Annotated in this window: 15 protein-coding genes and 6 pseudogenes; 18 read left to right on the forward strand and 3 right to left on the reverse strand. The window is 70.5% G+C overall.

Features of this window, described 5'->3' with window-relative positions:
* Positions 1-28: 28 nt before the first annotated feature.
* The 7 genes and pseudogenes from pth to ACZ8AI_RS19145 form a co-directional block, all read left to right on the forward strand.
* Positions 29-601: pseudogene (pth, locus tag ACZ8AI_RS19115) on the forward strand (aminoacyl-tRNA hydrolase); the annotation flags it as partial.
* Positions 602-849: 248 nt separating this feature from the next.
* The gene (locus tag ACZ8AI_RS19120) at positions 850-1,233 is read left to right on the forward strand and encodes a hypothetical protein (protein ID WP_464859457.1); all 384 of its coding nucleotides are present in this window, start codon (positions 850-852) and stop codon (positions 1,231-1,233) included.
* Complete coding sequence (locus ACZ8AI_RS19125; protein ID WP_464859458.1) at positions 1,190-1,453, forward strand: hypothetical protein; 264 nt, start codon at positions 1,190-1,192, stop codon at positions 1,451-1,453. The genes ACZ8AI_RS19120 and ACZ8AI_RS19125 overlap by 44 nt, the downstream gene beginning before the upstream one ends.
* Positions 1,454-2,016: 563 nt before the next feature.
* Entirely contained in the window at positions 2,017-2,286 is a 270-nt protein-coding gene (locus ACZ8AI_RS19130; RefSeq protein WP_464859459.1) for a hypothetical protein, read from the forward strand.
* A gap of 91 nt (positions 2,287-2,377) precedes the next feature.
* A pseudogene (locus ACZ8AI_RS19135) lies at positions 2,378-2,425 on the forward strand (hypothetical protein); the annotation flags it as partial.
* 301 nt (positions 2,426-2,726) lie between these two features.
* Positions 2,727-3,038, forward strand: a pseudogene (locus ACZ8AI_RS19140) (DEAD/DEAH box helicase); the annotation flags it as partial.
* Positions 3,039-3,435: 397 nt separating this feature from the next.
* Entirely contained in the window at positions 3,436-3,720 is a 285-nt protein-coding gene (locus ACZ8AI_RS19145) for a helicase-related protein (protein ID WP_464859479.1), read from the forward strand.
* Positions 3,721-4,648: 928 nt separating this feature from the next.
* On the opposite strand, the gene ACZ8AI_RS19150 is transcribed toward ACZ8AI_RS19145, so the two are convergent.
* The 3 genes and pseudogenes from ACZ8AI_RS19150 to ACZ8AI_RS19160 form a co-directional block, all read right to left on the reverse strand.
* Entirely contained in the window at positions 4,649-4,951 is a 303-nt protein-coding gene (locus ACZ8AI_RS19150) for a Na+/H+ antiporter NhaA (RefSeq protein ID WP_464859480.1), read from the reverse strand.
* Between the two features lie 102 nt (positions 4,952-5,053).
* Positions 5,054-5,512, reverse strand: coding sequence for a Na+/H+ antiporter NhaA (locus ACZ8AI_RS19155; protein ID WP_464859460.1), 459 nt, complete (start codon positions 5,510-5,512; stop codon positions 5,054-5,056).
* Positions 5,497-5,928, reverse strand: a pseudogene (locus ACZ8AI_RS19160) (Na+/H+ antiporter NhaA); the annotation flags it as partial. The pseudogene ACZ8AI_RS19160 and the gene ACZ8AI_RS19155, both read right to left, overlap by 16 nt.
* Positions 5,929-5,981: 53 nt before the next feature.
* Here ACZ8AI_RS19160 and ACZ8AI_RS19165 point away from each other — a divergent pair.
* From ACZ8AI_RS19165 to ACZ8AI_RS19215, 11 genes and pseudogenes are all read left to right on the forward strand, one after another.
* Positions 5,982-6,410: a MazG nucleotide pyrophosphohydrolase domain-containing protein gene (locus ACZ8AI_RS19165; RefSeq protein ID WP_464859461.1), complete on the forward strand. Its 429-nt coding sequence runs from the start codon at positions 5,982-5,984 to the stop codon at positions 6,408-6,410.
* Between the two features lie 585 nt (positions 6,411-6,995).
* Positions 6,996-7,505: a hypothetical protein gene (locus ACZ8AI_RS19170; RefSeq protein WP_464859462.1), complete on the forward strand. Its 510-nt coding sequence runs from the start codon at positions 6,996-6,998 to the stop codon at positions 7,503-7,505.
* Between the two features lie 210 nt (positions 7,506-7,715).
* Positions 7,716-8,240, forward strand: a complete 525-nt coding sequence (locus ACZ8AI_RS19175) for an ATP phosphoribosyltransferase regulatory subunit (RefSeq protein ID WP_464859481.1) — start codon at positions 7,716-7,718, stop codon at positions 8,238-8,240.
* Positions 8,241-8,289: 49 nt separating this feature from the next.
* Positions 8,290-9,588: pseudogene (gene eno, locus ACZ8AI_RS19180) on the forward strand (phosphopyruvate hydratase); the annotation flags it as partial.
* 381 nt (positions 9,589-9,969) lie between these two features.
* Positions 9,970-10,332 (forward strand): FtsB family cell division protein, encoded by a 363-nt coding sequence (locus ACZ8AI_RS19185; protein WP_464859463.1) that lies wholly within the window; start codon positions 9,970-9,972, stop codon positions 10,330-10,332.
* Between the two features lie 94 nt (positions 10,333-10,426).
* A pseudogene (locus ACZ8AI_RS19190) lies at positions 10,427-10,900 on the forward strand (DUF501 domain-containing protein); the annotation flags it as partial.
* A 27-nt stretch (positions 10,901-10,927) separates the two neighbouring features.
* Positions 10,928-11,110, forward strand: coding sequence for a hypothetical protein (locus ACZ8AI_RS19195; RefSeq protein WP_464859483.1), 183 nt, complete (start codon positions 10,928-10,930; stop codon positions 11,108-11,110).
* A 162-nt stretch (positions 11,111-11,272) separates the two neighbouring features.
* Positions 11,273-11,497, forward strand: coding sequence for a hypothetical protein (locus tag ACZ8AI_RS19200; RefSeq protein ID WP_464859464.1), 225 nt, complete (start codon positions 11,273-11,275; stop codon positions 11,495-11,497).
* A gap of 8 nt (positions 11,498-11,505) precedes the next feature.
* A complete protein-coding gene (locus tag ACZ8AI_RS19205) occupies positions 11,506-12,162 on the forward strand; it encodes an FAD-dependent oxidoreductase (protein WP_464859465.1) in 657 nt (218 codons plus the stop codon).
* Entirely contained in the window at positions 12,159-12,302 is a 144-nt protein-coding gene (locus ACZ8AI_RS19210) for a hypothetical protein (RefSeq protein WP_464859466.1), read from the forward strand. Before ACZ8AI_RS19205 ends, ACZ8AI_RS19210 begins: the two co-directional genes overlap by 4 nt.
* Positions 12,303-12,488: 186 nt before the next feature.
* Positions 12,489-12,940 (forward strand): hypothetical protein (locus ACZ8AI_RS19215; RefSeq protein WP_464859467.1); only part of this gene is annotated, 452 nt, incomplete at its 3' end.

The raw sequence follows: 12,940 nt of genomic DNA on the forward strand, positions 1-12,940 counted from the left end.
GGTCGACGTGGTGGATGGCGCGCTCCGCATGACGGTGGACACGTTCGTCGTGGCTCGGGCTCGAACCCCGGGGCCGGGCTACGCCGGCAACCGTCACAACGTCGGCCAGATGGTCCTCGACGAACTCGCCGCCCGCATGGGCACGACGTTCAAGAAGCACAAGACCCCGAACCAGGTCGCCGAAGGTCGCCTGGTCCTCGGGGGACCCCGCCTGGTGCTCGCCGGGCCGGGGTCGTTCATGAACACCTCCGGGGGACCGGTCTCGTCCGTCCTCGGGTTCTACAGCGCGACGCCGGAGTCCCTCATCGTCGTGCACGACGAGCTGGACCTGCCGTTCGACACCGTGCGGCTCAAGGGCAGCGGCGGGCACGGCGGGCACAACGGCCTGCGCGACATCATCAAGGCGATGGGGACCAGCGTGTTCTCCCGCGTGCGGATCGGCATCGGCCGTCCCCCGGGGCGCCAGGACCCCGCCGACTACGTCCTCCGCGACTTCTCGCCGACCGAGAAGAAGACCCTGCCGAACCTGCTGGCAGACGGCGCCGACGCGGTCGAGGCGATCGTCGACCTCGGGCTCGTCGCCGCACAGCAGCGCGTGCATCGCCCCGTCCTGACGGAACCGTCGCGCGTTCGCCTGGTCGCGCACGGTGCGGGCGCTGTCGGGGGTCGCCGGTACTATGTCCTGAGTGACGATCTCGGGCATCATCCCAGCGCTCTCGCGCGCGCCTCCGCTCGACTCGCGTCCTCCGTGCCGCACCCCGTGACGCCGACTTCTCGGTGGTCGACGGCCCGCGCGTCCCGTTGCTCGGCGCGCTCCTGGCCGAGCGGAACGGGCCGCAGTGCCTCTTCGTGATCACGGCCACCGGGCGCGAGGCCGAAGCCGTTCGAGGTGCCGTCGGCTCGTACCTGCCCGACGCCGAGGTCCTCGAGTTCCCGGCGTGGGAGACCCTGCCGCACGAACGGCTCAGCCCGAGCGCGCAGACGGTGGGCACCCGCATCAGCGACGCCCGGAAGCTCGCCGCCTGGCAGGACACCCCGGCCGCCGACCGCCGCACCACCGTGGTCGTGGCCAGTGTCCGCGCCGCGTTGCAGCCGATCGCGAGCAACCTCTACCTCGCTCGCGCCGATCGTGCTGCGGACGGACTCCCGGGGCAACGACCTCGGCACCATCGCCGGGCAGCTCGCCGACATGGCGTACGCCCGCCGCGTCGACCTCGTCACCCGCCGTGGTGAGTTCGGTGTCCGCGGTGGCATCCTCGACGTCTTCCCGCCGACGGCCGACCACCCGGTCCGCGTCGACTTCTTCGGTGACCGTGATCGAGGCGATCAAGGCCTTCTCCGTGGCAGACCAGCGCACGACGGAGGACGACCTCGGCTCGGTCGAGCTCACCGCCTCCCGCGAACTGCTCCTCAGCGACGACGTCCGGCAGCGGGCGCGCGAGATGCTGCATGAGTTCCCGAACCTGTCCCAGATGCTCGCGAAGATCGCCGAGGGGATCCCGGTCGAGGGCATGGAGTCCCTCGCGCCCGCGCCTTCGTGCAGGACCTCGTCCCGGTGACGGACTACCTGCCCGACGACGGCGTCATCGCGGTGCTCTCGCCCGAGCGGGTGAGCGGCCGCGCGCACAGCCTGGCCGAGACGAGCCCGGTCACCGAGTTCCTTGCAGGCTGCGTGGAGTGCCGCAGTCGCGGGGGCCCAGGCGCCGATCGACCTCGACGCGGGCAACTTCCTCAGCGTGCAGCAGCTGAAGAACGAATGCGGGCAGCGCACCTGGTGGACGGTGTCACCGTTCGACTCCGGCCTCGACGAGGGCGACACCGATCGCGTCCTCACCGACGGCGCCGAAGCAGCGGCCGAGTGCGGGCGAGTACATCCGCGTCCGGGCCGAATCGGTGCCGAGCTTTCGCGGGCAGCGTGCCGACGGGGCGGATCGCAATACGCCGGAAGCAGCTCGCCTGGACGGCGGTGGGCCAACGTGGTGACGCGCCCAGGGCCAGGGACTGGTCGAACGGGCCGTGCAGGTGCTCGCCGACGCGGGGGTCGCCGCCCGCGCCGAGACCCTCACCGCGCCTCCCGAGCCGGGCGTCGCCATCGTCACGACCGCCGTCGTCGAGGCGGGCTTCGCCATCCCGGATCCGCGCATCGCGGTCGTCAGCGAGGCCGAGTTCTACGGCCGGCAGTGTCCAGCAGGGCGCCCGGACGGTCAAGAAGCTCGCGAGCCGCCGGAAGAACGTCGTCGACCTGCTGCAGCTCAAGCCGGGCGACGTCAGTCAGGTGCTACGTGACGCACGGCATCGCGAAGTTCGTCGAGCTCGTCAGCCGCGAAGTGTCGAGCGGTGGAGCCGCAACGCGGTGAAGACGCAGCGCGAGTACCTCGTGCTCGAGTACGCGCCCTCGAAGCGGAACTACCCCGGCGACAAGCTCTTCGTCCCCACCGACCAGCTCGACCAGCTCTCCCGCTACGTCGGCGGCGAGAACCCGACCCTGTCGAAGATGGGCGGCCTGGCCTGGTCCGCGGCGAAGTCGAAGGCACGCAAGGTCGTCCGTGATATCGCCGTCGACCTCGTGAAGCTTCCTACTCGGCGCGGATGGCGTCGAAGGTGCACGCGTTCGGCCCGACACCCTGTGGCAGCGCGAGTTCGAAGAGGCCTTCCTGTTCGCCGAGACGGCCGACCAGCTCACCACCATCGACGAGATCAAGCGCAACATGGAGAGCTCGATCCCGATGGACCGGCTGCTCTCCGGCGACGTCGGCTACGGCAAGACCGAGGTCGCGATCCGCGCCGCGTTCAAGGCCGTGCAGGACGGCAAGCAGGTCGCCGTGCTCGTCCCGACGACCCTGCTCGTGCGGCAGCACATGGAAACCTTCCAGGAGCGCTTCGCAGGCTTCCCGGTGCACCTCCGCGCGCTCAGCCGGTTCCAGACCGAGAAGGAGTCGAAGGAGACCATCGCGGGTCTCGCCGACGGCACCGTCGACATCGTCATCGGCACGCACCGGATCCTGTCGCAGGGCATCCAGTTCAAGGACGTCGGCCTGGTGATCATCGACGAGGAGCAAGCGCTCGGTGTCGAGCACAAGGACCAGCTGAAGAAGCTTCCTCAAGACGAACGTCGACGTCCTGGCGATGTCGGCCACCCTGATCCCGCGCTCGCTCGAGATGGCGGTCACCGGCATCCGCGAGATGTCGACGCTCGCCACTCCCACCCGAGGACCGCCACCCGATCCTCACGCGCCCGTGGGGCCGCAGTCGGACCTGCAGGTGTCTACCCGCGATCCTCGACGCGAGCTGCTGCGCGAGGGCCAGGTGTTCTACGTGCACAACCGCGTGAAGGACATCCAGGGCGTCGCCGCGCACTCCTCGCCGAGATCGTCCCCGACGCCCGCATCGCGGTGGCGCACGGGCAGATGTCGGAGAGCACCCTCGAGGCTGGTCATGGTCGACTTCTGGGAGCGCCGCTTCGACGTCCTCGTCTCGACGACCATCATCGAGACCGGCCTCGACATCGCGAACGCGAACACGCTCATCATCGACCGGGCCGAGGCAAGTATGGGCTGTCGCAGCTCCACCAGCTGCGCGGTCGCGTCGGTCGTGGTCGGGAGCGCGGCTACGCGTACTTCCTCTACGACGCCGACAAGCCGCTGTCCGAGACCGTGCAGGACCGCCTCGAGACCATCGCCGCGAACAACGAGCTCGGCGTGGGCATGCAGGTCGCCATGAAGGACCTCGAGTTCCGCGGTGCCGGGCAACTTGCTCGGCGGCGAACAGTCCGGGCAGACATCGCGGGCGTCGGGTTCGACCTGTACCTCCGCATGATCGGCGAGGCCGTCTCGCAGTTCCGCGGGGACGTCGCCGAGGGGCAGACCGAGCTCCGGCTCGAGATCCCGGTCGACGCGCACATCCTGGAGGACTACGTGGAGTCCGAGCGGCTCCGGCTCGAGGCCTACCAGAAGCCTCTCGGCGGTACTCGGCCCCGGCGGCGCAGGCGGAGGGCATCGACATGGTGCTCGACGAACTCACCGACCGCTACGGTCAGCCGCCGCAGCCGGTGCTCACCCTCGTCGAGGCTTCCCGGTGGCTCCGCGTGGATGGCACAGCAGGTCGGGCTGTCCGACGTGGTCGTGATGGGCTCGAACCTGTGCGTCGCGGGCAAGGAGCTCGCCGACTCCGCCCAGGTCCGGCCTCAAGCGTATGCTACCCGGGAGCCCGGTGGTTCCCGCAGCAGGACGCCGCGAGCATCCCGCTGCCGAAGCCGCACGGTGAGACCCTGCCGGACGACGCGCTCATCCAGTGGGTGGAGAGCATCCTGGACGGCCGTGTACGGGGCGGTCGAAGGCCGCTGCGGAGACCTCCGCCGCGTAGCGCTAGGCGGAGCGAGCTCGCGCGGCGGCGGAGGCGCGGGCCCGCACCGCGCCTCCAGGCCGCCGACGGTCGCGCCCCACGGCACGTGGTGCGACACTCCCCGGTGCGCGCCGCGTTCCCCTCTGCCGAACCTCCGCCGTCGGAAGATGCCCGCGCATCATCCGACGTTCCACCTGTCGTTCGACGCGTGGGATGCCGGACTACGTGCACGCAGCGGGTGCGTGTGCATCTTTCGACGTTCCACCTGTCGTTCGACGCGTGGGATGTCGCACCGTGCGCTGGCGGCTCACCCGGGCGGACGGCGCGGGGCGCTACTCCGTCGCCTTCGCCCCCGGAGAGCTCTCGCCGCGCCCGGTACTGCCGCGCCCGCAGGCTGACGACGACGGCGGACGCGAGACGATCGCGATCCCGGAGCCGACCAGCACGGCGAGGATACCCTCGTCGAGGACTCTCCTCGTTCCGGCGCGAACGCCAGCTCGTTCATGAGCAGCGAGACCGTGAAGCCGATGCCGCCGAGCACCCCCACGGTGACGATCGACCAGAACGACAGCGTCGACCGCCCCGGCGCCCGGAAGACCCGCGTCGCGATCGAGCCGGAACAGCGTGATCCCGATGACCTTGCCGACCGGCAGCGCGAGCACCACCGCCCAGAACGTGGGGGAGAGCTCGGTGATGCCGACCGCCGGGACGATCACCGCGGCCGACGCGGAACGCGAACAAGGGCAGCACGATCGCGTTCGACCACGGCTCGACGTTCTCGTGCAGGGTGCTGCCCGGGCCGGCGGGGCAGGACGAGCCCGAGTGCCACACCGGCGATCGTCGCGTGCACGCCCGAGTGGTAGACGAGCCACCACGTCACGACGCCGAGCACGACCATGCCGACGATGACCCACGCCTGCCCCGGCCGACCGGGGCGGAGTTGCGCCTCGCCGAGGAGCCAGAACAGCGCGAGCACGACGACGGCACCGCCGAGCGCGAGGAAGTCCGTGTCGTGCGCGAACACGACGGCGATGATGATGATGGCGATGAGGTCGTCGAGCACGGCCAGCGCCAGCAGGAACAGCCCGAGTAGGTCGAGGGTAGACCGCGGCCGAACATCGCGAGGACGCCGAGCGCGAAGGCGATGTCCGTCGCGGCCGGGATCGGCCACCCGTGGCCGTACTGCGTGCCCGCCGTCACCGCGAGGTACACGCCCGCCGGCACGACGACGCCACCGACCGCCGCGATCGCCGGGATGACCGCGGCCTCGGGCCGGACAGCTCGCCGGCGACGAGCTCGTGCTTCAGCTCGATCGCGACGAGCAGGAAGAACACCGCGAGCAAGCCGTCGCTGATCCAGTGCGAGACCGAGAGGTCGAGTCCGACCAGCGCCCCACGGGGCGTGCACGTGCAGGAGGTCTTCGAGACCGGGGCCGAGCGGCGAGTTCGCCACGACCAGGCCGAGCACGGCTGCGGTCAGGAGGGCGATGGCGCTGAGCGGGGGACGGCGAGTGCCGCTGGGCTCGGCGCGGGTTCGGGTGATGGTCCGGTCGACCAGACCTCCCGACACGCGCCACGTACAGCACACGCGCCGCGCACCGCGGCTGCCGTCCAGGCGGCGGCGCGTGGCACGATGACGGCATGACCGCCGTCTCGGACCTCGTCGCCGTCGTCGACCGCCTGCTCGACCCCGTCGGGGGCTGCGTGTGGAACCGCGAGCAGACCCATTCCACCCTGGCCTGGTACGCGGTCGAAGAGGCCTACGAACTCGTCGACGCGATCGACTCCGGGGACGACGACGAGCTGCGCGAGGAACCGCAAGCGACGTGCTCTACCAGGTCGTGCTGCACGCGGGGCTCGCGGAGTCGTTCGACTCCGAGCATCGTCGCCGCCGACGCCCGCGACAAGATGATCAGGCGTCACCCGCACGTCTTCGGCGACGAGCACGCCGACACCGTCGAGGACGTCGTCCGGGTCTGGCGTGCAGCGAAGCGCGGCGGAGAAGTCCCGGCCGACGCAGCCTGTTCGACGGGGTGCCGCGGGCGATGCCGCCGCTCGAGCGCGCGGTGAAGCTGTTGGAACGCCTGGAGGAACGTGGGGACGCCGACGCGGTCGTCGGGTCCGTCGTGTCGGGGACGCCGGCGACGTCCGGTGCGGTCGACCCTGCGTGGGGAGCGACGCTGCCTCGCGCTCTGGTCGCGGCGGCGCGGACCGCCCGGATCGACCCGGTCGTCAGCCTCCGTGCAGCGGTCGCCGAGCTGGGAAGCAGCCGGCCGCCGCGGGGAGTGCGAGCGCGATGGCGGTCGCTGTCCGAGAGAGTGCGGGCGTCCTCCCAACCCGAAAAAAGGGACGACGCCCGCGAGCGCGTAGACGACCCCACCAGGGATGCGGTGTCGCCAGGGAAGCTCCGTTCGAACCGCGGGGCGCACTGCAGCACGGTGCCTCAAGCGATCGGTCCGACACGTGGATCAGGCACGTGTCCGACCGAGGTTCTGGATAAAACATATCAGCAGTTCGGAGGCGGCGCAACTCTTCGTGAACGACCGTCTGCCAGAATTGCGGCATGGCAACGACCGTGACGGCACCCTGTGGCATGCGTGACTTCCTCCCCGGCGGACAAGCCCGGCGGGAGCACGTCCTGGGCGTGATCCGAGGGTGTACACGCGGCACGGGTTCGACGAGATCGAGACCCCGGTCGTCGAGGACGCCGCACGGTTGCACTCCGGGCTCGGCGGTGACAACGAGAAGCTCGCGTTCGCCGTCATGAAGCGCGGCCTCTCCACCGAGGACCCAGCAGCGCGCCGAGGCCCAGTTGGACCTGGCCGACCTCGGGCTCCGGTTCGGCCTGACCGTGCCGCTCGCCCGGATTCTACGCCACGCACCGCGCCGAGCTACCGACGGTGTTCCGGTCGGTGCAGATCGCCCCGGTCTGGCGCGCCGAGCGTCCGCAAGAAGGGCCGCTACCGCCAGTTCGTCCAGTGCGACATCGGCCATCCTGGGGGAGCCCGGCCAGCTCGCCGAGATCGAGCTCATCCGGGCGACCACGGCGGCGCTCGACGCGCTCGGGATCGCCGGCACGACCATCCGGATCAACGACCGGCGGATCCTGCTCGCCCTGCTCGCCTCGTGGGGATCACGAGCCCGCGGCCGCCGACCGGGCACTGATCACGATCGACAAGCTCGACAAGATCGGTCCGGACGCGGTGTGGCCGCCGAGCTCCGCGACACGGTCGGCGTCGACCTGCCGGGGCTCGAGGACACGATCCGCCTCGCTCGGGGTCGGCCGACTGGGAGTCCGTCGTCGGCACGGAGTGGCTCGACACCGCGGCGTTCGACGACCTGCTCCAGCTCCGCGCGGCGCTCCCGGGCGTCGACCTGCGCTTCGACCCGACGCTCGTGCGTGGCATGGGCTACTACACCGGCACGATCTTCGAGGTCGCGCACCCGGACTTCGGCTGGCCAGCCTGGGCTGGCGGCGGGCGCTACGACGGCATGGATCGGACGCTTCCTCGGGCAGGACGTACCGGCCGTCGGGTTCTCGCTCGGGTTCGAGCGGCTGGTCGACCTCGTCACGCTGCCGGAGTCGGCCGAGCATCCGACGCCGTCGTGCTCGTGTACGACAAGGACGTCGACCTCGGTCCGGCCTTCGCGGCGTTGCGCAGTCCGAGGTGCTCGAGGGGCACCGTCGCGTGCGCCTGGAACGCCGGACGAAGAACACGAAGAACCTGCTCGCCGGGCTCGTCGCGCAGGGGTTCGACGTGCGTTCGCAACCGTGACGGCGGACACCGAGTCGCTCGGAGGGCGTGGCGTTCCGTCCGCTCGCCTGAACCGACCGTCCTGCCGTTCGAGTTCTCCTACAGCGGACGTCATCTGGGACTCGTGTCCACCCGGCGTCGGTAGGGATCGGTCCCGCGCAATCACCACAACCGAACGTGTAGGGAGTACTCCCGTGGCCGTGATCGATGCCGTAGGAGCACGCGAAGTCCTCGATTCCCGAGCGCAACCCGACGGTCGAGGTCGAGGTCCTCCTCGACGACGGCGTCGTGTCCCGCGCGCTCGTCCCCTCCGGTGCCTCCACCGGTGCGTTCGAGGCGCACGAACTCCGTGACGGAGACAAGGCCCGCTACGGCGGCAAGGGCGCCCTGAAGGCCGCCGACGCCGTCCTCGACGAGATCGGCCCGGCGCTCGAGGGCTTCGACGCCACCGACCAGCGCCTGCTGGTCGACGCCGCGCTCATCGAGCTCGACGGGACCGAGAACAAGTCGCGCCTCGGTGCGAACTCGATCCTCGGCGCCTCGCTCGCCGTGGCCCGTGCCGCCGCCGACCTCGGCCGACCTGCCGCTGTTCCGCTACCTCGGTGGCCCGAACGCGCACACGCTGCCCGTGCCGCTGATGAACGTCGTCAACGGTGGGGCGCACGCCGACACCAACGTCGACATCCAGGAGTTCTTCCTGGTGCCGTCGACGGCGCCGAGTCCTTTTCCGAGGCACTCCGCTGGGGCGTCGAGACGTACCACGCCCTCAAGGGCGAGCTGAAGAAGCAGGGGCTCGCGACCGGCCTCGGCGACGAGGGCGGCTTCGCGCCGGGAGCTCGCGTCGAACCGTGCCGCGCTCGACTTCCTGCTCGCGGCGATCGAGAAGGCCGGGTTCACGCCGGGCAAGGACATCATGCTGGGCCTTCGACGTCGCCTCGACCGAGTTCTTCAACGACGGCAAGTACTTCTTCGAGTGGGCAAGCAGCTCCCGCTGCGAGGAGTTCACCGCCTACTTCTCCGAGCTCGTCCGCGACTACCCGCTCGCGACCATCGAGGACCCGCTGGCCGAGGACGACTGGGCCGGCTGGACCCACTTGATCGCCGAGCTCGGCGACAAGGTGCAGATCGTCGGCGACGACCTCTACGTCAACGAACCTGAAGCGCCTGCAGCGCGGGATCGACGAGAAGGCCGGCAACTCGATCCTCGTGAAGGTCAACCAGATCGGCATCGCTGAGCGAGACCCTCGACGCCGTGTCCCTCGCGCAGCGTCACGGCATGACCGCGATCCTGTCGCACCGATGCTCGGGCGAGACCGAGGACACCACGATCGCGGACTACTCGCGGTCGCGGTGAACGGCGGCCAGATCAAGACCGGTGCGCCGGCCTGCCTCGACCGCGTCGCGAAGTACAACCAGCTCCTCCGCATCGAGGAAGAGCTCGGCGACGCCGCGACGTACGCCGGCGTCGCTCGGCCTTCCCGTGCTCGGCCGCGCTGGTAAGCATCGATCACCGGCTGCACGACACGACGCCGTCCTCCTGCCGGAGGGCGAGGCCGTCGTCGTCGGCGTGAGCGGCGCAGGAGTCGGCGCGGCAGTCGGCGCAGCGGGGCGGCGCGGGTGGTCGGCGCGACCACCCGTCGGACGGTGCGGGCGAGGCGGTAGAGGCGCGCCGTCCGGTGGCCCGGTGCGGACGCTGGGAGGGCACCGAACCGCCGCGTGCCGCCCACTCCCGACCACCGGGGCCGGGTTATCGCTCTGGACCGTGCCCAGTGAGAAGCCCCGCGTCCGCCGCGTCCCCGTGGCCATGCCGGAGAACGGTACGATCTGAACCACCCCTGGTACCGGTCGATCCGGTTCTCCGGGTCAGCCTGCTCATGCTCGCGATCATCGTGCTGTTCGTCGTCGTGCTCGCGCCCTCCCTCCGCACGCTCATCCAGCAGCAGGAGCAGATCGCGCAGCAGCAGCGCGAGGTGGCCAGCCAGAAGGCCGACGTCACGCAGAAGCAGAAGGACGTCGCACGCTGGGACGACCCCGCCTACATCGAAGCGCAGGCGCGCGACCGGCTGCTCTACGTGTACCCGGGCGAGGAGAGCTACCTCAGTGATGGGGACCGAGGCGTCGAAGCCCGACGGCAAGCCCACGACCGACTCCGGTACGCCGGTGAGCCTTTCGACGGTGCAGACCCCGAAGGTCGACTGGGCAGGCGATGCTGTCGTCGGTGCTCACGTCCGGCCTGACCGAGCAGACGAAGCAGGAGCTGGTCGCACCCGACGTCACCGGCACCGGCGACACGAAGTAGGCCGCGCCCGACTCCGGTAGGCTCTCGTCCCCGTGACGACCCTCCCTTCGGTTCCGCCCTCCGAACGCGACGTCCAGGTCGTTCTGGCGCAGCTCGGCCGACCGGCTCGCGACGTCATCGGGATCGCGGCCCGCCGCGCTCCGTGGCAACCCCACGGTCGTCTCCACGAAGCCTGACCGTCGAACGGCACCCCGTTCCCGACGTTCTACTACCTGTGCCACCTCGCGGCCACCGCCGCGGTCAGCACCCTCGAGGCCAACCAGGCCGCCGTGAGCTGGCAGCCCTCGAGGACCTCGACGTCGCTGCGCAGTACCGCGCGGCGCACGAGTCCTACCTGGCCGATCGTGAGTCGATCGAGCACGCCGACGAGATCGACGGGATCAGCGCCGGTGGCATGCCCACCCGCGAAGTGCCTGCATCGCCGTCGGCCACGCCCTCGCCGCCGGACCCGGTGTCAACCCCATCGGCGACCTCGCGCTCGAGCGCGCGAGCGCTGGTCGCCCTCCCGGTGGAGTGCCGGGCGTATGATGGCGGTGCAGACGCTGGAGTCGGGGCGGGTGGCGGCGAAGTCTGACTCGACTCCCCGCCAACTTCATCCAAGGAGATCATTCCCCGTGCCCAAGATCCTCGTCGTCGGCGGCGGTTACGCCGGCTTCTACACCGCCTGGAAGCTCGAGAAGCACCTTCGCCCGGGTCGGTGCTGGCAGAGGTCGTGATGGTGGACCCGCTGCCGTACATGACGTACCAGCCGTTCCTCCCCGAGGTCGCCGCCGGTTCCATCGAGCTGCGCCACGCGATCGCCCTGCACCGTCGTCACCCTCAAGAAGACGCGTGTCGTCACGGCCAAGGTCACGAAGGTCGACTACGCCACCAAGACGGTGACGATCACCCTGACCGAGGTGCGGGCGCGGGAAGAGTCCTACGACCAGATCGTCATGACCGCGGGCGCGGCCTCGCGCACCTTCCCGATTCCGGGCGTCGCGGACGAGGCCATCGGCCTCAAGACCATCGAAGAGGCCGCGGCGATCCGCGACAAGATCCCCGTCGAACTTCCACAAGGCAGCGCAACCTGCCGGCCGGCCCGAGCAAGGACCGTCTGCTGACCGTCGTCGTGGTCGGTGGCTTCGCCGGCATCGAGGTCTTCGCCGAGCTCCGCTCGTTCGCGTCCGACCTGCCGAAGAGCTACCTGCAGCTGTCCTTCGACGACACCCACTTCCACCTGGTCGAGGCGATGGGGCGCATCATGCCCGAGGTGTCGCTCGAGACGTCGCACTGGGTGCTCGACAACCTCGCCCAGCGCGGTGCCACGGTGCACCTCGAGACGCAGCTGGCCTCGGCCGTGGGCGGCGTCTGCGAGCTCAAGACCACCGACGGCGCGATCGAGACGATCGAGTCGGACTTCATCATCTGGACCGCCGGCGTCAAGCGGCGGAACCTGATGGTCAAGGGCACCGACCTGCCGCTCGAGCAGCGCGGTCGCATCCGCGTGCAGCCTGACCTGCGCGTCGTCGACGACAACGGCGTGATCGTGGACGGCCATCTGCGGCGACGTCGCTGCCGTGCCGGACCTGACCGGTGGCGGCAAGTCGGCGGCTTCTGCGTGCCGAACGCCCAGCACGCCGTGCGCCAGCGAAGCAGCTCGCCAAGAACGTCGTCGCGACGATGCGCGGCGAGGCCACGAGCGACTACAGCGCCATCACGAACCTCGAAGCCACGCGGGTCTCGGGTTCGGCATCGGCGTGTTCCAGTCGGGCAAGTTCTGCGATGAAGGGCTTCCTCGCCTGGGGCGCCCACCGCGGCTACCACGGCCTGGCCAGCGCCGTCGTGGAGCGCGCGCGGCAAGGCCATCGGCGACTGGGTCGGGGGCTTCTTCCTCGGCCGCGACATCGCGTCGCTCGACGACCGTGAGACTCGTGCCGCCTTCGAGGAGTTCGCGTCGCGTCCGAAGCTCGCTGCCGAGAAGAGCCTGCGCCCGCCGCTGCTCCGGCCGAGGGTCAGCCCGCCGCTCCCAACCCGCGCGAAGAAGGCCAGGAAGGACACCGAACTCGATGAAGCTCGGCAGCGCCGAGCACGCCGGCGGCGAGCGTCGACGAGGTGGTCACCCGACGGCAGCGCCCGCCGTGCTGGCCAGTACGCCCTGCACCACCTACAAGAAAGCGCGACGGCACCGCCGAGCAAGCTGATCGCCAGCCGCCGACCTGCGCCGTCGCCGATCGCCGACACTACAACGGCAAGAACGCCGCCGACAACCGCAGCAACGGCAGCGCCGGCGGTGGTGCGCGGCCTGCGGCGCGCCCGCCGACGGCATCGACCGTGCTGGCCTGGAAGACCGCGACCAGGAACGCCTACGGCCTGAGCCGCCATCGTCGACGGCATCCGCCTGCAGCGCCTGCGCCGGTTTCGCCGCCGACGCCAGCCTGCGCCACCGACGTCCAGCCCGGCGTCGAGAAATCGGCGCCGCTGGCCAACTGGATGCCGCCAGCCCAGCAGCACAGCAACGCGCCGCCAGCCGCAGTCGCCAGCACCGCCTGCGAGGTCAACAACGC

The sequence above is a fragment of the Curtobacterium sp. AC273 genome (assembly GCF_979253735.1).

Excerpts from the sequence above, each read along its gene's own strand:
- ACZ8AI_RS19125 (WP_464859458.1), top strand. The coding sequence starts at position 1,190 with ATGGCGTACGCCCGCCGCGTCGACCTCGTCACCCGCCGTGGTGAGTTC.
- ACZ8AI_RS19145 (WP_464859479.1), top strand. The coding sequence starts at position 3,436 with ATGGTCGACTTCTGGGAGCGCCGCTTCGACGTCCTCGTCTCGACGACC.
- ACZ8AI_RS19210 (WP_464859466.1), top strand. The coding sequence starts at position 12,159 with ATGAAGGGCTTCCTCGCCTGGGGCGCCCACCGCGGCTACCACGGCCTG.
- ACZ8AI_RS19185 (WP_464859463.1), top strand. The coding sequence starts at position 9,970 with ATGCTCGCGATCATCGTGCTGTTCGTCGTCGTGCTCGCGCCCTCCCTC.
- ACZ8AI_RS19165 (WP_464859461.1), top strand. The coding sequence starts at position 5,982 with ATGACCGCCGTCTCGGACCTCGTCGCCGTCGTCGACCGCCTGCTCGAC.